This window comes from Pseudomonas chlororaphis subsp. chlororaphis (genome assembly GCF_003945765.1).
Classification (GTDB): Bacteria; Pseudomonadota; Gammaproteobacteria; order Pseudomonadales; family Pseudomonadaceae; genus Aquipseudomonas; species Aquipseudomonas chlororaphis.
The window spans coordinates 4,956,936-4,978,947 of sequence record NZ_CP027712.1; the positions used below are offsets into that span (position 1 = coordinate 4,956,936).

The window sequence follows — 22,012 nt, forward strand, 5'->3', positions numbered from 1 at the left end:
TACCTCAGGCTTTACCTCGGAGTGAGTTATAAGACGCATATCAGCTCGCGCCAGGTAGAGAATGAACAAGCTGGCTAACTTGTGTCTACGCTTCGCTTGTATCTCCTTTAGCACTGCGCGTGCTGACGATAACGCACACTACCACAAAAACACTTTATTATTGAGATATAAAAAACTGTAACAACTCCATCTTCGAAATTTGATACCGAATGATATGCTCCCGAGATCTTTCTAAAGCATCCGCTCATTATGGAAGTCTGCGCACAACACCCAGCCTCAACTAGTAAAACTGGATATGCGGGCTCATGCTTCATCTTGATTCACGATGAAACATATTTATCAAGCCTGCTGATTTCCCTCCAGCGCTCCAGCATTAAATATATAGCAAAGAATAAATAATGGAAGGTATGCTAACAGCATACCCTCTACTCCTTGCAGACCTCCCTTAGCTACAATAACTGCCAACGGAGTCAGCCACGCAACGTTTATAGCTGAAACGCCGTATGTAACGACTTTATGGCTAGAGAAACGGCGCGATGCATATTGATAAGCATGACTTCGATGAGCTTGAAATACTTTATCCCCACGAGCAAATCGCCTGATCAATGTCCAAGTGGCATCGACGATAAATACCCCTAGCAAAATCATCCAGCTCCAGAATAATTCAGGAACTATCCAAGCCGCCTGAAGCGCCAATCCAGCTAGAAGAAAACCAAGGAAGCCACTTCCTGCATCTCCCATGAAAATCCGAGCAGGAGGGATGTTCCAGCAAAGAAAGCCTGCTACTGAGGCTGCCAGAATCAGTGGCACCCAGATTAGCTCAGCCACCCCGCTAAGCCAATAAACCAGGCAGATTCCCAGGCAAGCGCTGATCGCTTCGGCACTGGCCAAGCCATCAATGCCATCCATGAAGTTATAAAGGTTAAGCATCCAAACCAGATAGACCAGGGCCAAAACATTACCAAACCACCCCAGATCAAGTATGACCCCAAAGATCGACATTGGTGGGAGGCCGTTTAGCCAGAACAACACCCACGCCGCCGCAATGAAGTGCCCCAGCAGTCGCCATTTGGCAACGATATGCCCATGGTCGTCGGCGAAACCAATAACCGCGACAAGCAGGCCGGAGCCCAGAAGGCCATACAATGCAGTAAAGCTCAGCAGATTGAGGCTAGTAAGAATGGGAAGTGCCAGCACAAAGGCGACAACGATGGCCACGCCTCCACCACGAGGTGTAGGGATTGAGTGAGAACTGCGCTCGTTGGGGATATCCATCAAGCTCTTAGCTAGAGCATAACGTCGCAGGACAAGTGTCAGCACACAAGAAATTGCAAATACCGCAAGTAGCAGCCACCAAAAAATCATTTCACTTGTTTATCCAGATAATAGCTAGCAGTCTGCCGCATAGCTTTGTCCATATTGATGGGAGGAGTCCACCCCAACAACTCGCAGTTCTTGCTGATATCGACCTGCAACGATCCACATATTCGCTGGGCAATGGCCTGCTTTCCCAGTATTGAAGCTGCCAGTTTCAATAAAGATTCAGGCAGCCACAGCAATCGGGATTTTTTGTCCAACGCCTTGGCCAGACGTCGCATTAATTGGGTTGTAGATAAGCATTCACCGTCGCAAACCAAGAAAGTGTGATTCGCAGCAGCAGGATGATCGATGCAAGTAACAACTAAGTCTACCAAGTTTCCGATTGCCACCAGACTCCGCTGGTTACGAATCGCGCCCAATGGCAACGGTATACCTCTATTGACCCAACTTAGCATACTCAGGAAGTTAGCTTTGACTCCCGGTCCATAGACCAATGGCGGGCGGATGATCACCACCTCCATACCAGTCTCTTGAGCAAGCTTTCTCAAGGCTTCCTCCGCTTCGTACTTGGACACACTATAAGGATCAACTGGAGCCGGAGAATCATCGGCTTTAAACGATCTGCCCGAGATAGTGCTTTCACCGTTGACCTTGATAGAACTAATGAAGATGAAGCGCTTTACTCCTGATGCAGCAGCACGCTGTGCCAGCCTGAGGGTCCCTTCCACGTTGACCTTGCGAAATTCGGCCAAAGCGTCCACAGCCATTTCATTCATCACATGAACGCGAGCAGCAGCATGAATGATCGCATGTATATTATTTAACAAGGGCAAAGCCTTGGGACCGGTCAGATCGAAGGAGGCTACAGGGCATAAGCCACATAATCGCGTTACCCCTCGAGCCGCCGCGATTGGGGTAAACTTCTTGTCCAGTAATAGACGAAAGACTACCGCTTCACCGACAAACCCATTTGCCCCTGTCACCAATACCTTTAGGGCCGTCATTACGTTTTATTCCCTATCAACGCAGTAGCCCAGCAGATAAAAAAGAAAAATACCTTGTCGCGGACTCGGCGCCGGCATTTCCAAGCACTGAAGGATAGCTTGATCAGTTGCCGGCGTCGCAACTGCAACCAAGTTTTCACGAACGGATCGGCGCCTTGTTCCACCAAACGAGCTATCAGTTGAACTTGATTGAACCACCAACCGTCATGAATGGTTTTATAACGGGCTATCAATGGGCTCAACCCAGTATTGGCACCAACCTGATTACGCTCGTGCTGGCGATAGTCCATTGATGGTACGAGATCGATGAACCAGCGATAACCATGGCTACGAGCAAAGGCATAGCAGTACCAGTCATGTAAACCGACATCTTGCAGCGGTTGCCAGTTCGCGAGCATCGAAGCCTTCAACGGCCCCACAAGGCTTTGACTCAGTACGTAAGTGCAGCCAGGACCGGCCGCTTCAAACAGAAAGTCCCAGGTAACCTGAGGCTGCGCTTTGTCCAGCAGAAGAGTTCTTCCGTCTGGCCAAAAGGCAGTGACGTTACTGGAGTAGGCATCCACGTGACGGGTTTGAAGCACCTGGGTTGCACGCTGCAGTTTGTCCGAATGCCAAACGTCATCCTGATCGGCAAAGGCGATGAAATCGTACCCGCCAAAATCGACATCGCGGATCAGCCTGAAGAAATTACGCGAGGCGCCACCAAATCTGCCGGCGCCCGGCAGCACGACAACGCTAGGGTGCTCCGCGGCGTAGAGCGCGCACCATGCTTCTGTTCCGTCAGTAGAAGGGTCAATACTTATGTAGATGGTTACGTCGACTGCTGATTGACCAAGGATCGAAACCAACTGCTCTTCGATCCACTGCATACCATTATAGGCAGCCAGCAAAACCGCGATCTTAGGATATTTTACTGGCATATCATTCCTGCTTGTACCAACTGAACGATACTATTCGAAAAGATGAAACACTCAATTCAACGCAAGTTACGAATGACTACAGAGCCGATAAGCTCAGCTGTACTGGTCACTAGAGTTTTCACGCGACACCATACCCTTGAGTTGCCGAAAGAACCATCTTAATGGCACCGTCTAATCCATGAATACAGGACATGCCGCCGAAGTAATCGTCTATGAAATAGTCCATCTGGATAGGTATTGTAATCACTCACTATCTGTGTAACCGCTACATTTTACATTTAGAGAAAATAAAGGATATGGTTAATCCCACGCAATAAAAGGAGCGTGCCGTGCCGCCAATCCAGCTAGACCAAACGCCTGCGTCGCCCTCTAATTGTAAAGCCAACTAGCCAACCCGACAGTGGGCCGATTAGCATACCAAACAATAAGGCAGTAATTGTGATCAATGACGCTGGAAGCTGCGGCCCAGCCCAGCCCAAGAATAACAAAGAAATGGGTTGCTGGTTCTCAAGGACAAAAGCAAGGATCGCCAGAACAAGCAAAAGAATAAGCACAACGAAAAGCACGCGCTTGAAATTACGCATAACCCGCCCCTTGAACTGACATAATCAAAGCCCCTCCTCTTCATCCTCATTCACCCGATCCCGAAGCTCTTTACCCGGCTTGAAATGAGGAACGAATTTCCCGTCCAGACTGACGGACTGCCCGGTCTTAGGGTTGCGACCTACCCGCGGTGCACGATAGTGCAGTGAAAAGCTACCAAAGCCCCGAATCTCAATACGATCTCCGGTTGCCAGGCACTGGGACATTTGCTCAAGCATAGTCTTGATGGCCAGCTCCACATCCTTAGATGAGAGTAGCCCTTGATGGGTGACAATTCGTTCGATCAACTCCGACTTCGTCATATTTTTCCCTTCTTTTTCAAGCAGCTAGATAAGCGCTTCAAAGGTTTTAGCACGACCGGGGGATTTTGAACAGCCCAAGCATTGACTTATCTCCCCCCTTGCTAAAACGCCACAAACGAGGGCATTCAACAGCGCCTAAAACGAAAATTCCGCAGCAATTTGACCTCCCACCATGCCATCCTACTAGCGGCATATGACAAGCATGGTCCGAGTGAGGTAACCCGCAGGATTCCAGCCAAAGGGATAGTCACCCTCCTCGTCCTTGGCATCACTGGACCTGGTAATGACCTTATAGCCATCCCCCTTGCATTCACGCTCAGCGCGTTTGTGGCACTTGTCCCATCCAGCCCCAAGACCGGAGCAATCGATCTCGATACCGCTGACACCACGGACTGCATGGACCTTGGTATTGGTCGTACAGCCCACCAAGACTAGAAGAACTGCGAAAACCACAATGAGACTCTTCATCTACTTCCTTATACCAGGCAATCGCCCCACCATCATTCAGCTCAAGTAAGCCTAGCCCTAAATAGGTTATTGATCCGCTTAAGAAAATAGACACCCGAATGACTCTATTGGTTTCCCCCCTCGACAGATGCAAGCCAGAACCCAAATCGCAGGCACAAAAAAGGGCGACCGAAGTCGCCCTTTTCTATGGTCTGACAGAACTTAGTTCTGCTTTTCCATCTGTGCACGCAACAGGTCGCCCAGAGTGGTAGGACCAGCAGCGATATCCGAAGCAGCTGGCTTGTCGCGCAGGCTCTGGATAGCTTCTTTCTCGTCTTCAACGTCTTTCGACTTGATCGAGAGCTGGATTACGCGGCTCTTACGGTCAACGCTGATGATCTTGGCTTCAACTTCTTCGCCTTCTTTCAGGACGTTACGAGCATCTTCGATGCGATCACGGCTGATTTCGGAGGCTTTCAGAGTCGCTTCGATATCGTTGGCCAGGGTGATGATGGCGCCTTTGGCGTCAACTTCTTTTACAACACCCTTAACGATTGCACCCTTGTCGTTCTCTTGAACGTACTCGGAGAACGGATCGCTTTCCAGTTGCTTGATACCCAGGGAGATGCGCTCACGCTCTGGGTCAACCGACAGGATAACGGTGTCCAGCTCGTCGCCCTTCTTGAAGCGGCGTACGGCTTCTTCGCCCACTTCGTTCCAGGAGATGTCGGACAGGTGAACCAGACCGTCGATGCCACCGTCCAGACCAATGAAGATACCGAAATCGGTGATCGACTTGATGGTGCCGGAGATTTTGTCGCCCTTGTTGAACTGGCCAGAGAAATCTTCCCATGGGTTAGATTTGCACTGCTTGATGCCCAGGGAGATACGACGACGCTCTTCGTCGATGTCCAGAACCATAACTTCCACTTCGTCGCCGACTTGTACGACTTTCGAAGGATGGATGTTCTTGTTGGTCCAGTCCATTTCCGAAACGTGCACCAGACCTTCAACACCTTCTTCCAGCTCAGCGAAGCAGCCGTAGTCGGTCAGGTTGGTTACACGAGCAGTAACGCGAGTGCTTTCTGGGTAACGGGCTTTGATAGCAACCCATGGATCTTCGCCCAGCTGCTTCAGGCCCAGGGAAACACGATTGCGCTCGCGATCGTACTTCAGAACCTTGACATCGATCTCGTCGCCAACGTTGACGATTTCGGAAGGATGCTTGATGCGCTTCCAAGCCATGTCGGTAATGTGCAGCAGGCCATCGACGCCACCCAGATCGACGAATGCGCCGTAATCGGTGAGGTTTTTGACAATACCTTTGACTTGCTGACCTTCCTGCAGGGATTCCAGCAGAGCTTCACGCTCAGCGGAGTTCTCGGCTTCGAGGACGCTACGGCGGGAAACGACAACGTTGTTGCGCTTCTGGTCGAGTTTGATGACTTTAAACTCGAGCTCTTTGCCTTCCAGGTGCGTAGTGTCGCGCACTGGACGGACGTCAACCAGAGAACCTGGCAGGAACGCACGGATGCCGTTAACGTCGACAGTGAAGCCGCCTTTAACCTTACCGTTGATAACGCCCTTGACCACTTCTTCGGCTGCGAAGGCTGCTTCCAGAACGATCCAGCATTCAGCGCGCTTGGCTTTTTCACGGGACAGCTTGGTTTCACCAAAGCCGTCTTCAACCGAATCCAGAGCAACGTGAACTTCATCACCAACATTGATGGACAGTTCGCCAGCATCGTTGTAGAACTGCTCAAGCGGGATCAGCGCTTCAGACTTCAGACCAGCGTGAACGGTTACCCAACGCGCTTGGTAGTCGATGTCGACGATAACACCGGTGATGATGGAGCCTGCCTGAAGGTTCAGGGTTTTTAGGCTTTCTTCAAAGAGTTCCGCAAAGCTTTCGCTCATTTTAATTCCTGTTGATAAGGGCGAAGAATACGCCCATCTGCCACATCCCAGACAATGTGGGTTACGTTCATATAAAAGAAGGACCGCAGGACTATGACTGGTCCCCTGCGCTCCTCCTTGGTCACCCGGCGATATCGCGAATGGCGATTTCGCTCAGAATGCGTTCCAGCACCTGCTCGATGGACAACTCCGTGGAATCCAGCTGTATAGCGTCAACCGCCGGTTTGAGCGGGGCGACTGCTCGCTGGGTGTCGCGCTCATCGCGCGCACGAATCTCATCTAGCAGACTCGACAGACTAACACCATCGACTTTTCCCTTCAACTGCAAGTAGCGACGGCGCGCGCGCTCCTCGGCACTTGCGGTGAGGAATATCTTCAGGGGCGCATCGGGAAATACCACTGTCCCCATGTCACGCCCATCGGCCACTAGCCCCGGCGGCTCCTGAAAAGCTCGCTGACGCTGCAACAGCGCATCGCGCACGGCCGGCAGCGCCGCAACCTGGGAGGCCCAGGCGCCGACCTGCTCGTTGCGCAAGTCGTCGGTGACGTCATCACCCTCCAGAATGATGCGTTGCGGATGACCTTCGGTCGCTCCGACGAATTGCACATCCAGATGAGCCGCCAGCAGTTTCAGCGACTCCTCATTGGTCAGGTCGACACCATGATTGCGCGCGGCAAAAGCCAGCAAGCGGTACAAGGCACCGGAATCCAGCAGGCACCAGCCCAAGCGTTTGGCCAGAATCCCGGCAATGGTGCCCTTGCCCGAGCCGCTTGGCCCATCGATGGTGATGACTGGCGCCTTGATGTTCACGACTGGGCCTCTTGCGCAACACGAATGCCGACTTGTGCGCATAGCGCAAGGAAGTTCGGGAAGGACGTGGCAACGTTGGCGCAGTCATGGATGCGGATTGGCGCATTGGCACGCAATGAAGCCACGCTGAAAGCCATGGCGATACGGTGATCGCCATGCCCGTGCACTTCGCCGCCGCCAATCTGGCTGCCATCGATGATGATACCGTCCGGCGTCGGCTCGCACTTGACACCCAGGGCCAGCAAACCATCGGCCATCACCTGGATGCGGTCGGACTCCTTGACCCGCAACTCTTCGGCGCCACGCAGCACGGTACGCCCTTCAGCGCAGGCTGCGGCAACGAACAGCACCGGGAATTCGTCGATCGCCAGCGGGACCAGCTCTTCCGGAATCTCGATCCCCTTGAGCTTCGCCGCGCGAACCCGCAGGTCTGCCACAGGCTCGCCGCCGACCTCACGCTGGTTTTCCAGGCTGATATCAGCCCCCATCAGGCGCAGGATATCGATTACCCCGGTACGAGTCGGGTTGATGCCAACATGCTCGAGCACCAGTTCGGAACCTTCGGCGATGGACGCAGCCACCAGAAAGAAGGCCGCCGAGGAGATATCCGCAGGTACTTCGATATGGGTCGCCTGCAGCTTGCCGCCGGACTCGACCGAAGCCGTGGCGCCGTCGACCGCTACCGGGTAACCGAAGCCGCGCAGCATGCGCTCGGTATGATCGCGGGTTGGCGCAGGCTCGGTCACAGTGGTCTTGCCTTCGGCGTACAGGCCAGCCAACAGCAGGCATGACTTAACCTGGGCACTGGCCATTGGCATGGTGTAAGTCAGGCCTTTGAGTTTGTGACCACCACGGATGGTCATCGGCGGACGCCCTTCCGCTGCGGTTTCAATGACTGCCCCCATCTCGCGCAGCGGATTGGCTACGCGATTCATCGGACGCTTGGACAGCGATGCATCGCCCGTCAGCACGCTATCGAAACTCTGCGCGGCCAGCAGGCCGGACAGCAGGCGCATCGAGGTGCCGGAGTTGCCCAGGTAGATCGGCCCCGGAGCCGGTTTCAAGCCATGCAGGCCGACGCCATGGATGGTCACACGACCATGGTGCGGACCTTCGATCACCACGCCCATGTCACGGAAAGCCTGCAGCGTCGCCAGGGCGTCTTCGCCCTCGAGGAAGCCTTCGACTTCGGTAGTACCGTCAGCCAGGGAGCCGAGCATGATCGAACGGTGAGAAATCGACTTGTCGCCTGGTACACGAATCCGCCCAGTCAGGCGGCCACCAGGATTTGCCAGGAAAATCAGGTTATTGGAGTTCATAGCGTCCACATAGGCCCGACGGGCCAGGATTTTACTGAAATGCTCGCGAGCAACCCGGGCGCGAGTGAATACGCCCAACAACTGGTGCCCATCCCCTGCATCGACCGCGTCGCGCAAGGCGTCGAGGTCGTTGCGAAATGTATCGAGTGTGCGCAGGACAGCTTCGCGATTGGCGAGGAAGATGTCGTGCCACATGACCGGGTCACTACCGGCGATTCTCGTGAAATCACGGAAACCGCCCGCAGCGTAGCGGAAGATATCCAGATTTTCACTGCGCTTGGCCAACGAATCGACCAGACCGAACGCCAGCAAGTGCGGCAGATGACTGGTCGCCGCCAGCACTTCATCGTGGCGCTCGACCTGCATGTGCTCGACATCGGCCCCCAGCTCTCGCCAAAGCTTGTCGACCACCGCCAGCGCTGCCGGGTCGGTCTGCTCCAGCGGCGTCAGGATCACCTTGTGGCGACGGAACAACTGGCCATTGGCGGCTTCCACCCCGCTCTGTTCGGAACCGGCGATCGGATGTCCCGGAACGAAGCGCGGCGGCATGCTGCCAAAAGCCTCGGTCGCCGCTCGCACCACATTGCCCTTGGCGCTGCCGACATCGGTCAGGATCGCCTGCCCCAGATCCATGCCAGCCAGAATCGCCAGCAACTTTTCCATGGCCAGAATCGGCACCGCCAGCTGGATCACATCAGCGCCCCGGCACGCCAGCGCCAGGTCTTCTTCACAGCGATCCACCACACCCAACTCAACGGCCAGCTTGCGCGATTGCGGATCGAGATCGACACCGACCACTTCGCGACATACGCCACTTTCACGCAGGCCTTTGGCAAAGGAACCGCCGATCAGTCCCAGACCGACCACCACCAGGCGACCGATCATAGGCACCGCAGGTTGCACTGGAATGACATCAACCACGAGCCAGAACCTTGGCCAAAGCCTCTAGGAAGCGGGTGTTTTCAGCCGGCAGGCCAATGGTCACACGCAGGTGATTCGGCATGCCGTAGTTGGCCACCGGACGTACGATCACCCCTTCACGCAACAAGCCCTGGAACACCGGCGCGGCAACCCGCCCGACATCCACCGCAATGAAGTTGCCCCTGGAAGCGATCCAGCTCAGGCCCAGCCCCCGGAAGCCGGCTTCCAGCTGCTGCATGCCCGCCTCGTTCAAGCGACGGCTCTCAGTCAGGTAATCGCTATCCTCCAGCGCCGCACACGCCGCCGCCAGGGCCAGGCTGTTGACGTTGAAAGGCTGACGAACGCGATTGAGCACATCGGCAACGGTCGGAGTCGACAAGCCATAACCCACGCGCAACGCGGCCAGGCCGTAGGCCTTGGAGAAGGTTCGCGAAACCAGCAGGTTCGGATAGGCCGCCAGGAAATCCAGGCCATCCGGCAGGTCGCTGCCTTCGGCGTATTCGATGTAAGCCTCGTCCAGCACCACCAGCACATGCGCCGGTACGTCCTGGAGGAACTCGTCCAGCGCCTCGGCACTGAACCAGGTGCCGGTCGGATTGTTCGGGTTGGCGATAAAGACCACCCGGGTATCGACATCGATGGCCTGCAGCATGGCCGGCAGGTCATGCCCCCAGTCTTTGGCCGGAACCACACGGGCTTCGGCCCCCACGGCTTGGGTAACGATCGGATAGACCGCAAAGGCGTGTTCGCTGAACACCGCATTCAGGCCAGGCGCCAGATAGGCGCGGGCGACCAGCTCCAGGATGTCGTTGGAACCATTGCCCAGGGTGACCTGGGCCAGCTCGACGCCGCAGCGCTCGGCCAGCAGGGTCTTGAGTGCAAAACCATTGCCATCCGGATAGCGGGTCAGCTCGGCCAGTTCTTCGCGAATCGCCGCCAGCGCCTTGGGGCTGGCGCCCAGCGGGTTTTCGTTACTCGCCAGCTTGACGATTTTCGCCGGATCGATATCCAGCTCGCGTGCCAGTTCGTCCACGGGCTTGCCCGGAACGTAAGGCGAAAGTTGTTGCACGCCCGGCTGTGCCAGAGCGAGGAAGTCGCCACTCATTGTTAAAGCCTCAGAGAACCGCTTTCGGGTAGGAACCCAGCACCTTGAGTGCCACTGCTTCCTGACTGATCTTTTCCAGCACACCCTTGATCAATGGATCGCGGTGGTGGCCGACGAAGTCGATGAAGAACACATAGGTCCACTTGCCGCTGCGCGAAGGCCGGGTTTCGATACGCGTCAGATCGATACCGTTGTCATGGAAAGGCACCAGCAGCTCATGCAGAGCGCCGGGCTTGTTGCTCATGGAAACGATGATCGAGGTCTTGTCGTCGCCGGTCGGCGGCACTTCCTGGTTGCCGATCATCAGGAAGCGCGTGGAGTTGTCCGGGCGATCCTCGATTTTCTCGGCCAGACGGGTCAAGCCATACAGGCTCGCCGCCATATCGCCGGCGATGGCTGCCGAGTTCCACTCGCCCTTGACCCGCTTGGCCGCTTCGGCGTTGCTGGAAACCGCCACCCGCTCGACATTCGGATAATGGGCATCCAGCCACTTGCGGCACTGCGCCAGGGACTGGGCATGGGAGTAGATGCGGCTGATGCTGTCGGTCTTGGTGTTTTCACCGACCAGCAGATGATGGTGGATACGCAGCTCGACCTCGCCGCAGATCACCATGTCGTGCTCCAGGAAACTGTCGAGGGTGTGGTTGACCGCACCCTCGGTGGAGTTTTCCACAGGCACCACGCCAAAGTTCACCGCTCCCGCCGCCACCTCACGGAACACTTCGTCGATCGCCGCCATTGGCTTGCTGATCACCGCGTGACCGAAGTGCTTCATGGCCGCGGCCTGAGTGAAGGTACCTTCCGGACCGAGGTAGGCCACTTTCAGCGGCTGCTCGAGCGCCAGGCAGGACGACATGATTTCACGGAACAGCCGCGCCATCTCTTCGTTGCCCAACGGCCCCTGATTGCGCTCCATCACCCGCTTGAGCACCTGAGCTTCACGCTCAGGACGATAGAACACCGGCACTTCGCCTTCGGCCAGCGAGGCCATCTTTACTCGTGCGACTTCCTGGGCGCAGCGCGCGCGCTCACTGATCAGCTCCAGGACTTTCTCGTCCAGAGCATCGATGCGCAGGCGAAGTGCCTTGAGTTCTTGCTCAGACATTAGCCGTGTTCCTTCTCGAACTCTGCCATGTAGGCCACCAGCGCGTTGACCGCATTGATGTCGACAGCGTTGTAAATGGAGGCGCGCATGCCGCCTACCGAACGGTGCCCCTTGAGGTTCAGCAGGCCGCGTGCATCGGCGCCGGCCAGGAACGGCTTGTCCAGACGGTCATCGGCCAGGCGGAACGGCACGTTCATCCACGAGCGGTCCGACTTGTTGATCGGGTTGCTGTACAGGCCGCTGGCGTCGATGAAGTCGTACAGGGTGCGCTGTTTGACGTCATTGAGCTTGGCGATGGCTTCCACCCCACCCTGCTCCTTGAGCCACTCGAACACCAGGCCGGACAGGTACCAGGCCAGGGTCGGCGGAGTGTTGTACATCGAGCCGTTGTCCGCCGCGACCTTGTAGTCGAGCATGGTCGGGCACAGCGCGCGCGCGCGACCCAGCAGGTCCTCGCGAACGATATTGACCAGGATGCCGCTCGGGCCGATGTTTTTCTGCGCGCCGGCATAGATCATGCCGAAACGGGAGATATCCACAGGGCGCGAGAGGATGTCGGAAGACATGTCGGCCACCAGCGGAACGTCGCCGGTTTCCGGGATCCACTGGAATTCCAGGCCGCCGATGGTTTCGTTCGGCGCGTAGTGCACGTAGGCCGCGTCTTTCGACAGCTGCCATTCGTTCTGGCCAGGGATGGCGAAGTAATCGTAAGGCTTGGCGGTGGCAGCCACATTGACATGGCCGTAGCGCGAGGCTTCTTCAATGGCTTTCTGCGACCAGATACCGGTGTCGATATAGTCGGCCGTGCCATTTTCCGGCAACAGGTTCAGAGGGATCTGAGCAAATTGCTGGCTGGCGCCGCCTTGCAGAAACAGCACTTTATAGTTCGAGGGGATATTCAGCAGATCACGCAGATCCTGCTCGGCCTTGGTGGCGATGGAGACGAACTCATCGCTGCGATGGCTCATCTCCATGACTGACAGGCCCTTGCCATGCCAATCCAGCAATTCGGCCTGGGCACGCAACAGGACAGCTTCAGGTAGCGCAGCGGGACCTGCGCAGAAGTTATAGGCTCGTTTGCTCACATCCACTCTCGCTATGCATTCACGGTAGCGGACAGAGCAAACACTCTGCCCTGCTACGATTTATTTAGTCTTGCGACTCTTCTTCGCCCGCGGCGTCAGCCTGCTGGCCTTCGACGGCATCATCCGCGTCGGTCGCCGCATCCAGCACGGCGCCCTCGAGCACCTCGCCATCCTCGTCTTCCAATTCGTCGCCTTCAACTTCCGACGGCTCCTGAACCCGCTCCAGGCCTACCAGCGTTTCGTCGCTGGCCAGCTTAATCAAGGTCACGCCCTGGGTGTTACGGCCCAGGCTGGACACTTCATCGACCCGGGTGCGCACCAGGGTGCCCTGGTCGGAAATCAGCATGATTTCCTCGCCGTCAAGCACCTGGACCGCTCCGACCAGGCGGCCGTTACGTTCGTTGCTGACCATGGCGATAACGCCTTGACCGCCACGCTTGTACTCAGGGAACTCGGTGATCGCCGTGCGCTTGCCATAACCACGCGCCGAAGCGGTGAGGATCTGGCTGCCTTCTTCCGGAATCAGCATGGAGATCAGCTTCTGCCCTTCCGGCAGACGCATGCCACGCACACCACGGGCGGTACGGCCCATGGCACGAACGTCGGACTCCTTGAAGCGAGTCACCTTGCCACCATCGGAGAACAGCATGACTTCGCGCTCGCCATCGGTGATCGCGGCGGAAATCAGCACGTCGCCCTCGTCCAGCTCCAGCGCGATCAGACCGACGCTGCGCTGACGGCTGAAGGATTCCAGCGGGGTCTTCTTCACGGTGCCGTTGGCGGTCGCCATAAAGATGTAGTGACCCTCGGTGTATTCCTCGACCGGCAGCATGGTGGTGATGTATTCACCGTCATCCAGCGGCAGCAGGTTGACCAGCGGACGACCGCGGGCGGCACGGGAAGCCTCGGGGATTTCGTAGGTTTTCAGCCAGTAGACCTTGCCCTTGCTGGAGAACAGCAACAGCGTGGTGTGACTGTTGGCCACCAGCAGGTGAGCGATGTAGTCCTCATCCTTGACGCCGGTTGCCGACTTGCCTTTGCCGCCACGACGCTGGGCCTGGTACGCGGCCAGCGGCTGGGTCTTGGCATAGCCGCCGTGGGAAATGGTCACGACGCGCTCTTCTTCCGGGATCATGTCGCCCAGGGTCAGGTCGAGACGGGCATCGAGGATCTCGGTGCGACGCACATCGCCGTATTCGGCGCGAATCACTTCCAGCTCTTCGCGGATCACTTCCATCAGGCGCGTGGCGCTGTTGAGGATGCGGATCAGCTCGCCGATCTGGTTGAGGATCTCCTGGTACTCGGCCAGCAGTTTTTCATGCTCGAGGCCGGTCAGGCGGTGCAGACGCAATTCCAGAATGGCTTGCGCCTGCTCTGGCGACAGGAAGTACTTGCCGTCGCGCAGACCGTATTGCGGATCGAGGTTCTCCGGACGGCAGGAATCCGCGCCGGCACGCTCGACCATGGTCATCACCGCGCTGGATTCCCAAGGCGTGCTGATCAGCGCTTCCTTGGCTTCCGACGGGGTCGGTGAGGCCTTGATCAGGGCGATGACCGGGTCGATGTTCGACAGGGCAACGGCCTGGCCTTCGAGAATGTGACCACGCTCACGAGCCTTGCGCAGTTCGAACACGGTGCGGCGGGTCACCACTTCACGACGGTGACGCACGAAGGCTTCCAGCAGGTCCTTCAAGTTGAGGATCCGCGGACGACCGTCGATCAGCGCAACGATGTTGATACCGAACACGCTCTGCAGCTGGGTCTGGGCGTAGAGATTGTTGAGGATCACCTCCGGCACTTCGCCACGACGCAGCTCGATCACTACGCGCATACCGTCCTTGTCGGACTCGTCGCGCAGCTCGGTGATGCCTTCGAGCTTCTTCTCCTTGACCAGCTCGGCGATCTTCTCGATCAGACGCGCCTTGTTCAGCTGGTAAGGCAGCTCGGTGATAACGATCTGCTGACGGCCACCGACCTTGTCGATGTCCTCGATGATCGAGCGGGCACGCATGTAAATGCGTCCGCGACCGGTACGGTAGGCTTCGATGATGCCTTCGCGACCATTGATGATCGCTGCGGTCGGGAAATCCGGGCCCGGGATGTGCTGCATCAGCTCATCGACGGTCAGCTCCGGGTTGTCGATCAGCGCCAGGCAACCGTCGATGACTTCGCCGAGGTTGTGCGGCGGGATGTTGGTCGCCATGCCCACGGCAATACCGCTGGAACCGTTGACCAGCAGGTTGGGGATCTTGGTCGGCATGACCGCGGGGATCAGTTCGGTGCCGTCGTAGTTCGGCACCCAGTCCACGGTTTCCTTGTGCAGGTCGGCCAGCAGCTCGTGCGCCAGCTTGGTCATGCGCACTTCGGTGTATCGCATGGCCGCCGCGTTGTCGCCGTCGACCGAACCGAAGTTACCCTGGCCGTCTACCAGCAGGTAGCGCAGGGAGAATGGCTGGGCCATACGAACGATGGTGTCGTACACCGCGGTATCACCGTGCGGGTGATACTTACCGATCACGTCACCGACAACACGGGCAGATTTCTTGTACGGCTTGTTCCAGTCGTTACCGAGCTCGCTCATCGCGTACAGCACACGCCGGTGCACGGGCTTCAAGCCATCGCGCGCATCAGGCAGTGCCCGCCCGACGATTACGCTCATCGCGTAGTCGAGATAGGACTGTTTCAGCTCGTCTTCGATATTGACCGGGAGGATTTCTTTGGCCAGTTCGCCCATGAGAAGCCTGATTCCTTTTTCTGGTGAAACTTCGTCACATCCATATGGGACGAACGAAGCTCGCCGCTGCAGGCCTAGTGCCATGCACCGACTTACGACAAATCAACAAGTTATGCCATGGATTTGCGCAGTGAAGGCGGTCACTTCGGACCACCTTGGAAACCGCCGGATGTTATCACAATCGCCGCCACGCACCTATCCCCCTGATGCGCATGGAGCATAGTTAGTTGACCGGTGACAGGCTGATAAGAGACGAGAGAAGCTCAGAGGCTGATTTCGCGCGTAAATGCGGATTTTTTCCCGGACTGACGACCACCCCATGGCAGCCGTCAGCGAAACCTTTTGCAAAACGATCTCAGTGCAAGCGCTTGCGGCACATCAATTGGGCCATTTTCGCGGTGTCGGGACGCTCGACTATGCCTTTCTCGGTGACGATGGCGTCGATCAGGTCCGCCGGGGTGACGTCGAATACCGGATTATAGGCCTGCACATCCGCCCCTACCCGCTTGCCGCCGACCTCGAGCAGCTCCTTGCCATCACGCTCCTCGATCGGAATGTCTTCGCCACTGGCCAGGGCCATGTCGATGGTCGAACTCGGCGCGACCACCATGAAACGCACGCCGTGGTGCATTGCATTGACCGCCAGCTGATAGGTGCCGATCTTGTTCGCCACGTCGCCATTGGCGGTAATGCGGTCGGCGCCAACGATCACCCAGGTCACACCCTTGGTTTTCATGATGTGTGCGGCAGCGGAGTCGGCATTCAAGGTCACCGGGATGCCTTCGTTGGCCAGCTCCCAGGCGGTCAGCCGCGAGCCTTGCAGCCAGGGACGGGTTTCATTGGCATACACCCGCTCGACCATACCTTCGATAAAGGCCCCGCGAATCACCCCCAGGGCCGTTCCGAAGCCGCCGGTCGCCAGGGCGCCGGTGTTGCAGTGGGTCAGGATGGCCTGGGCATTGCCCTGATGCCGGCGAATCAGGTCGACACCCAACTGGGCCATGGTCAGGTTGGCTTCGCGGTCGCTTTCATGAATGGCCAGGGCTTCCGCCTCCAGCACCGCCAGCGGGTAGGCGTGGCCCTTGAGGCGCTCCAGACGTTCACGCATGCGGTTCAGCGCCCAGAACAGGTTGACCGCGGTCGGACGCGAGTCGGCGAGCAATGCGAAGTCTTCTTCCATCGCCGCCTGCCAGTCACCACCGGCGGCAAAACGCGCGCGCGCCGCCAGGACCACGCCATACGCGGCGCTAATGCCGATTGCCGGCGCGCCACGCACCACCATTTCGCGAATGGCCTGCGCGACGCCAGCCGCGCTGGTGTAGGCAATCCAGCTTTCCTCGAAGGGCAAAATACGCTGATCGAGCAGATACAGGGCGTCATCCCGCCAATCGATGGCCTTCACCTTCTCCGCTGCCAACAGTCGATCGCGCATCCCTCACCCCGCACTCATGAACAAAAGCCGCCGATTATAGCGATCCCCCGGCGAAGACGCTCGGGTATACTTCGCCATCCTCCACAAACGCCCTGGAACCGATCTTCGATGCCGAACCCTGTCGTTGCGCTCGACCTACTCCTGTTGCCGACCTGGCTGGTGCCTGTTGAACCGGCCGGCGTGGTGCTCAAGGAGCACGGCCTGGGTATCCGCGACGGCCGCATCGTGTTCATCGGCCCGCGCGCCGCGGCCTTGAAGCTGCAGGCTGCCGAGGTCCGCGAGTTGCCGGGCATGCTGCTCAGCCCTGGCCTGATCAACGCCCACGGCCACGCGGCGATGACCCTGTTCCGCGGCCTGGCCGACGATCTGCCGCTGATGACCTGGCTGGAGAACCACATCTGGCCCGCCGAAGCCAAATGGGTCGATGAAGCCTTCGTCCGCGACGGTACCGACCTGGCCATCGCCGAACAGCTCAAAGGCGGCATCAGCTGCTTTTCCGACATGTACTTCTTTCCGAAGGTTGCCAGCGAGCGCGTGCACAACAGCGGCATTCGGGCGCAGATCACCATTCCGGTCCTCGACTTTCCGATTCCGGGCGCCCACAGCGCCGACGAGGCCATCCGCCAGGGCGTCGAGCTGTTCAGCGACCTCAAGCATCATCCGCGTATCAAGATCACCTTCGGCCCCCACGCGCCCTACACGGTCGGCGACGAAAACCTGGAGAAGATCCGGATCATTGCCGAAGAACTCGATGCCTCCATTCATATGCACGTCCATGAAACCGCCTTCGAGGTGGAACAGGCCGTCGCCCGGCACGGCGAGCGGCCCCTGGCCCGCCTGGCGCGACTGGGACTGCTCGGGCCGCGCTTCCAGGCCGTACACATGACCCAAATCAGCGATGACGACCTGGCTTTGCTGGTAGAAACCAATAGCAATGTCATTCATTGCCCGGAGTCGAACCTGAAACTGGCCAGCGGCTTCTGCCCGGTGGAACGGCTGTGGCAGGCTGGCGTCAATGTTGCAGTAGGCACCGACGGGGCCGCCAGCAACAACGACCTGGACCTGCTCGGCGAAATCCGCACCGCCGCACTGCTGGCCAAGGCCGTGGCAGGCTCGGCCACTGCCCTGAATGCCCACCAGGCGCTGCGCATGGCCACCCTCAACGGCGCGCGGGCCCTGGGCCTGGAGAGCGAGATCGGCTCGCTGGAACTCGGCAAGGCCGCGGACCTGGTGGCCTTTGACCTGTCCGGCCTGGCGCAGCAACCGATCTATGACCCGGTTTCGCAGCTTATATATGCCACCGGCCGCGATTGCGTGAAACACCTTTGGGTCGCCGGCAAGCAATTGCTCGACGACCGGCGCCTGACGCGCCTGGACGAACAACAGCTGCACGCCACGGCGACAGCCTGGGGCCGGCGCATCAGCGGCCATACCGAATAGCAGGAACCCTCGAGCCCCGGCTCGAGACCGACAGCCAGAATTTTCCAGATTCAGAGGATTACCCATGAGTAACGTCGACCACGCCGAAATCGCCAAATTCGAAGCCCTCGCCCATCGCTGGTGGGACCGCGAGAGCGAATTCAAACCGCTGCACGATATCAACCCGCTGCGGGTCAACTGGATTGACGAGCGCGTCAACCTGGCCGGCAAGAAAGTCCTCGACGTCGGTTGCGGCGGCGGCATCCTCAGTGAAGCCATGGCCCAGCGCGGCGCTACGGTAACGGGCATCGACATGGGCGAGGCCCCGCTGGCGGTGGCACAACTGCATCAACTGGAGTCCGGGGTGAACGTCGAATACCGGCAGATCACCGCCGAAGCCCTGGCCGAGGAAATGCCCGAGCAGTTCGACGTCGTCACCTGCCTGGAGATGCTCGAGCACGTACCGGACCCCTCCTCGGTGATCCGCGCGTGCTTTCGCATGGTCAAGCCCGGCGGCCAGGTGTTCTTCTCCACCATCAACCGCAATCCGAAGGCCTATCTGTTCGCCATCATCGGCGCCGAATACATCATGAAGCTGCTGCCGCGCGGCACCCATGACTTCAAGAAATTCATCCGGCCTTCCGAACTGGGCGCCTGGAGCCGCGACGCCGGCCTGACCGTCAAGGACATCATCGGCCTGACCTACAACCCGCTGACCAAGCACTACAAGCTGGCCACCGACGTCGACGTCAACTACATGATCCAGACCCTGCGGGAGGAATAAGCCCATGCGTATCAGAGCAGTTCTTTTCGACATGGACGGCACCCTGCTCGACACCGCGCCGGACTTCATCGCCATCTGCCAGGCCATGCGCGCCGACCGCGGCCTGGCGCCGATCGCAGACAAACATATCCGTGACGAAATCTCCGGTGGCGCCCGGGCGATGGTCGCCGTGACCTTCTCGATGGACCCGGAATCCCCGGGGTTCGAGGAGCTGCGCCTGGAGTTTCTGGAGCGTTACCTCAAGCATTGCGCGGTACACAGCAAACTGTTCGACGGCATGGCCGAGCTGCTGGCCGATATCGAGAAGGCCAATCTGCTCTGGGGCGTGGTCACCAACAAGCCGGTGCGCTTTGCCGAGCCAATCATGCAGCAGTTGGGCCTGGCGGAACGTTCCGCCCTGCTGATCTGCCCGGATCACGTGAAGAACAGCAAACCCGATCCAGAACCATTGATCCTGGCGTGCAAGATGCTCGACCTCGACCCGGCCAGCGTACTGTTCGTCGGTGACGACCTGCGCGACATCGAATCGGGCCGCGACGCAGGCACCAGGACCGCAGCCGTGACCTACGGTTACATCCATCCGGACGACAATCCCAAGCACTGGGGCGCCGACGTGGTGGTCGACCATCCGCTGGAACTGCGCCAGGTCCTGGACCAGGCGCTGTGCAGCTGCTGATCTGCCCAGGCTTTCGCTTCTGATTTCCCGAGGTTTTTATGTTTGATTATTCCGCCCGCCCCGAACTGCTCAAGGATCGGGTCATTCTGGTCACCGGCGCCGGTCGCGGCATCGGCGCCGCTGCCGCCAAGACCTTCGCCGCCCACGGCGCCACCGTACTGCTGCTGGGCAAGACCGAAGCCAACCTGACCCAGGTTTATGACGAGATCGAAGCCGCCGGCCATCCTCAGCCGGTGGTGATTCCGTTCAACCTGGAAACCGCCCTGCCGCACCAGTACGACGAACTGGCCGCCATGGTCGAAGCGGAGTTCGGTCACCTCGATGGCCTGCTGCACAATGCCTCGATCATTGGTCCGCGCACACCGCTGGAACAGCTGTCGGGCGAGAACTTCATGCGGGTGATGCAAGTCAACGTCAACGCCATGTTCATGCTGACCAGTACCCTGCTGCCGCTGCTCAAGCTGTCCCAGGACGCCTCGGTGGTGTTCACCTCCAGCAGCGTTGGCCGCAAGGGCCGTGCCTACTGGGGCGCCTATGGCGTTTCGAAATTCGCCACCGAAGGCCTGATGCAAACCCTGGCCGACGAAGTCGACGGCGTCGCACCGGTTCGCGCCAACAGCGTCAATCCGGGCGCTACCCGCACCAGCATGCGCGCCCAGGCCTACCCGGGGGAAAACCCGAGCAACAACCCGGCCCCCGAGGAGATCATGCCGGTCTACCTGTACCTCATGGGTCCGGACAGTACCGGGATCAACGGCCAGGCATTCGACGCCCAGTAATCCTTTCTTTGGCCGCGGCGGAATACCGTCGCGGCACTCCTTTCCCGGCAGTCTTCCACCCCGCCATCGCCAGACAAATGCCACCCCGGGCCACGCCAAGCCTTGGCACTGTCAGCCAACCCGCTGAATTCAAAAGCATTTTAATCGGATGAAGCGAATGGCATGACTTTCGCTCTCATCTCTCCCAAATAGGCAGTGTATTGGCGAAACTCAGCGACGATCGAGTCGGGGCTTATAACGGCCCGTAAAGCGGATTAGACTGTGATCGCTTGTCCTACGGGACTGATGGAACAGTATGACGTGCAGCCATGAGCCGCTCTCACCCAGCCAGTAAGACTGCATTACGTGCCCAGGGGCTCACGCCATATGAAAATACCGACCCAGACCAACGCAATTGACTTCGATAGCGCCAAATTGCAACGCCTGGGCTTTGGCCAGCAGTCACCACTCCTGCAACGCCCGGTCAGCCTTGCCCAGTTGCGCCAGCAACTGAGCCTGCAATTACAGACCAGCCTGGAGCCGCAACGCATTCTCGGCCTGTTCTTCCGCGAAACCCAACGCCTTGTGCCCCTGGATGCCCTGGTTTACCAGCACAAACCCAGCGACCTGCGCCTGGAGTTCGGCCAGCGCGGCCACCACTCCATCAGCTACAGCCTGAGCCATGAAGGCGAGACCATGGGCGAGCTGGTATTTCGGCGCAATCAGCGTTTCAGCGACCAGGAACAGGGCCATCTGGAATCCCTGCTGTCCACCCTGCTTTATCCGATGCGCAACGCCCTGCTCTATCGGGCCGCGACCCGTAGCGCCCTGCGCGACCCTTTGACCGATACCGGCAACCGGATCGCCATGGACCAGACGCTGCAACGGGAAATCGAAATGGCCCGCCGCCACCTGCACCCACTGTCGCTGCTGATGCTGGATATCGATCACTTCAAGAGAATCAACGACAGCCACGGCCACAGCGCCGGCGATGAAGTGCTCAAGGCTGTTGCCGCGGCCATCAAGGCGCAGTTGCGCAACGTCGACATGGTGTTTCGTTTTGGCGGCGAGGAGTTCCTGATCCTGCTGTCCAACACCGGACGCGATGCCGCCGCCATGGTGGGAGAACGGCTGCGCCAGGCGGCCCAGGCCAAGGATTACTGGGCGGATGGCAAGTTGATCGAGCTGACGGTCAGCCTGGGTTGCTCGACCCTGCTGCCGGGGGAGTCAGCCGAGAGCCTGCTGCGCCGTGCGGACAGCGCGCTGTATGTGGCCAAGCGCGAAGGCCGCAACCGCCTGGCGATGGCCGGCTGAGAGAATGGCTGGGGCCGCCTTCATCGGAGGCCGCCA

General features: G+C 58.6%; 19 protein-coding genes. 5 read left to right on the top strand and 14 right to left on the bottom strand.

All coding sequences use genetic code 11. The annotated features are described in order from the left end of the window. Positions 1 to 339: 339 nt before the first annotated feature. The 14 genes from C4K27_RS22200 to mtnA all read right to left on the bottom strand — a co-directional run bounded on the left by C4K27_RS22200 (position 340) and on the right by mtnA (position 17,025). Positions 340 to 1,365 carry an MraY family glycosyltransferase gene (locus tag C4K27_RS22200; protein ID WP_053262188.1) on the bottom strand — a complete coding sequence of 342 codons (1,026 nt, stop codon included), beginning with the start codon at positions 1,363 to 1,365 and terminating at the stop codon, positions 340 to 342. Continuing rightward, complete coding sequence (locus C4K27_RS22205; RefSeq protein ID WP_053262189.1) at positions 1,362 to 2,324, bottom strand: UDP-glucose 4-epimerase family protein; 963 nt, start codon at positions 2,322 to 2,324, stop codon at positions 1,362 to 1,364. Before C4K27_RS22205 ends, C4K27_RS22200 begins: the two co-directional genes overlap by 4 nt. Then, positions 2,324 to 3,244 carry a glycosyltransferase gene (locus C4K27_RS22210; protein ID WP_053262190.1) on the bottom strand — a complete coding sequence of 307 codons (921 nt, stop codon included), beginning with the start codon at positions 3,242 to 3,244 and terminating at the stop codon, positions 2,324 to 2,326. Before C4K27_RS22210 ends, C4K27_RS22205 begins: the two co-directional genes overlap by 1 nt. Before the next feature lie 344 nt (positions 3,245 to 3,588). After that, the gene (locus tag C4K27_RS22215) at positions 3,589 to 3,828 is read right to left on the bottom strand and encodes a LapA family protein (protein ID WP_081002335.1); all 240 of its coding nucleotides are present in this window, start codon (positions 3,826 to 3,828) and stop codon (positions 3,589 to 3,591) included. A 24-nt stretch (positions 3,829 to 3,852) separates the two neighbouring features. Beyond that, the gene (gene ihfB / locus C4K27_RS22220) at positions 3,853 to 4,149 is read right to left on the bottom strand and encodes an integration host factor subunit beta (RefSeq protein WP_003369729.1); all 297 of its coding nucleotides are present in this window, start codon (positions 4,147 to 4,149) and stop codon (positions 3,853 to 3,855) included. A gap of 183 nt (positions 4,150 to 4,332) precedes the next feature. Next, complete coding sequence (locus C4K27_RS31530) at positions 4,333 to 4,617, bottom strand: hypothetical protein (protein WP_053262191.1); 285 nt, start codon at positions 4,615 to 4,617, stop codon at positions 4,333 to 4,335. A gap of 201 nt (positions 4,618 to 4,818) precedes the next feature. Next, positions 4,819 to 6,513, bottom strand: coding sequence for a 30S ribosomal protein S1 (gene rpsA / locus C4K27_RS22230; RefSeq protein ID WP_007931318.1), 1,695 nt, complete (start codon positions 6,511 to 6,513; stop codon positions 4,819 to 4,821). Between the two features lie 121 nt (positions 6,514 to 6,634). Next, positions 6,635 to 7,324: a (d)CMP kinase gene (gene cmk / locus C4K27_RS22235; RefSeq protein WP_007931317.1), complete on the bottom strand. Its 690-nt coding sequence runs from the start codon at positions 7,322 to 7,324 to the stop codon at positions 6,635 to 6,637. Beyond that, the gene (locus C4K27_RS22240) at positions 7,321 to 9,528 is read right to left on the bottom strand and encodes a bifunctional prephenate dehydrogenase/3-phosphoshikimate 1-carboxyvinyltransferase (protein WP_053262192.1); all 2,208 of its coding nucleotides are present in this window, start codon (positions 9,526 to 9,528) and stop codon (positions 7,321 to 7,323) included. The genes cmk and C4K27_RS22240 overlap by 4 nt, the downstream gene beginning before the upstream one ends. A 28-nt stretch (positions 9,529 to 9,556) precedes the next feature. Further along, on the bottom strand, positions 9,557 to 10,669 hold the full coding sequence (gene hisC / locus C4K27_RS22245) for a histidinol-phosphate transaminase (protein WP_053262193.1): 1,113 nt from the start codon (positions 10,667 to 10,669) through the stop codon (positions 9,557 to 9,559). A 10-nt stretch (positions 10,670 to 10,679) separates the two neighbouring features. After that, positions 10,680 to 11,774 (bottom strand): prephenate dehydratase, encoded by a 1,095-nt coding sequence (gene pheA, locus C4K27_RS22250; protein ID WP_009045010.1) that lies wholly within the window; start codon positions 11,772 to 11,774, stop codon positions 10,680 to 10,682. After that, a complete protein-coding gene (gene serC / locus C4K27_RS22255) occupies positions 11,774 to 12,859 on the bottom strand; it encodes a 3-phosphoserine/phosphohydroxythreonine transaminase (protein WP_025805551.1) in 1,086 nt (361 codons plus the stop codon). Before serC ends, pheA begins: the two co-directional genes overlap by 1 nt. A 64-nt stretch (positions 12,860 to 12,923) precedes the next feature. Continuing rightward, complete coding sequence (gene gyrA / locus C4K27_RS22260) at positions 12,924 to 15,593, bottom strand: DNA gyrase subunit A (protein WP_007932208.1); 2,670 nt, start codon at positions 15,591 to 15,593, stop codon at positions 12,924 to 12,926. Positions 15,594 to 15,948: 355 nt separating this feature from the next. Continuing rightward, positions 15,949 to 17,025: an S-methyl-5-thioribose-1-phosphate isomerase gene (gene mtnA / locus C4K27_RS22265; RefSeq protein ID WP_053262194.1), complete on the bottom strand. Its 1,077-nt coding sequence runs from the start codon at positions 17,023 to 17,025 to the stop codon at positions 15,949 to 15,951. A 108-nt stretch (positions 17,026 to 17,133) separates the two neighbouring features. Between mtnA and C4K27_RS22270 the strand changes: the two genes are divergently transcribed. From C4K27_RS22270 to C4K27_RS22290, 5 genes are all read left to right on the top strand, one after another. Further along, positions 17,134 to 18,465 (top strand): TRZ/ATZ family hydrolase, encoded by a 1,332-nt coding sequence (locus C4K27_RS22270; protein WP_053262195.1) that lies wholly within the window; start codon positions 17,134 to 17,136, stop codon positions 18,463 to 18,465. A 64-nt stretch (positions 18,466 to 18,529) separates the two neighbouring features. Then, the gene (gene ubiG, locus C4K27_RS22275) at positions 18,530 to 19,228 is read left to right on the top strand and encodes a bifunctional 2-polyprenyl-6-hydroxyphenol methylase/3-demethylubiquinol 3-O-methyltransferase UbiG (protein WP_053262196.1); all 699 of its coding nucleotides are present in this window, start codon (positions 18,530 to 18,532) and stop codon (positions 19,226 to 19,228) included. 4 nt (positions 19,229 to 19,232) lie between these two features. Beyond that, entirely contained in the window at positions 19,233 to 19,904 is a 672-nt protein-coding gene (gene mupP, locus C4K27_RS22280; RefSeq protein ID WP_007932213.1) for an N-acetylmuramic acid 6-phosphate phosphatase MupP, read from the top strand. Between the two features lie 38 nt (positions 19,905 to 19,942). Continuing rightward, positions 19,943 to 20,683 (top strand): YciK family oxidoreductase, encoded by a 741-nt coding sequence (locus C4K27_RS22285; RefSeq protein ID WP_007932214.1) that lies wholly within the window; start codon positions 19,943 to 19,945, stop codon positions 20,681 to 20,683. 366 nt (positions 20,684 to 21,049) lie between these two features. Then, the gene (locus C4K27_RS22290) at positions 21,050 to 21,976 is read left to right on the top strand and encodes a GGDEF domain-containing protein (protein WP_053262197.1); all 927 of its coding nucleotides are present in this window, start codon (positions 21,050 to 21,052) and stop codon (positions 21,974 to 21,976) included. The last annotated feature ends 36 nt before the right edge of the window (positions 21,977 to 22,012 follow it).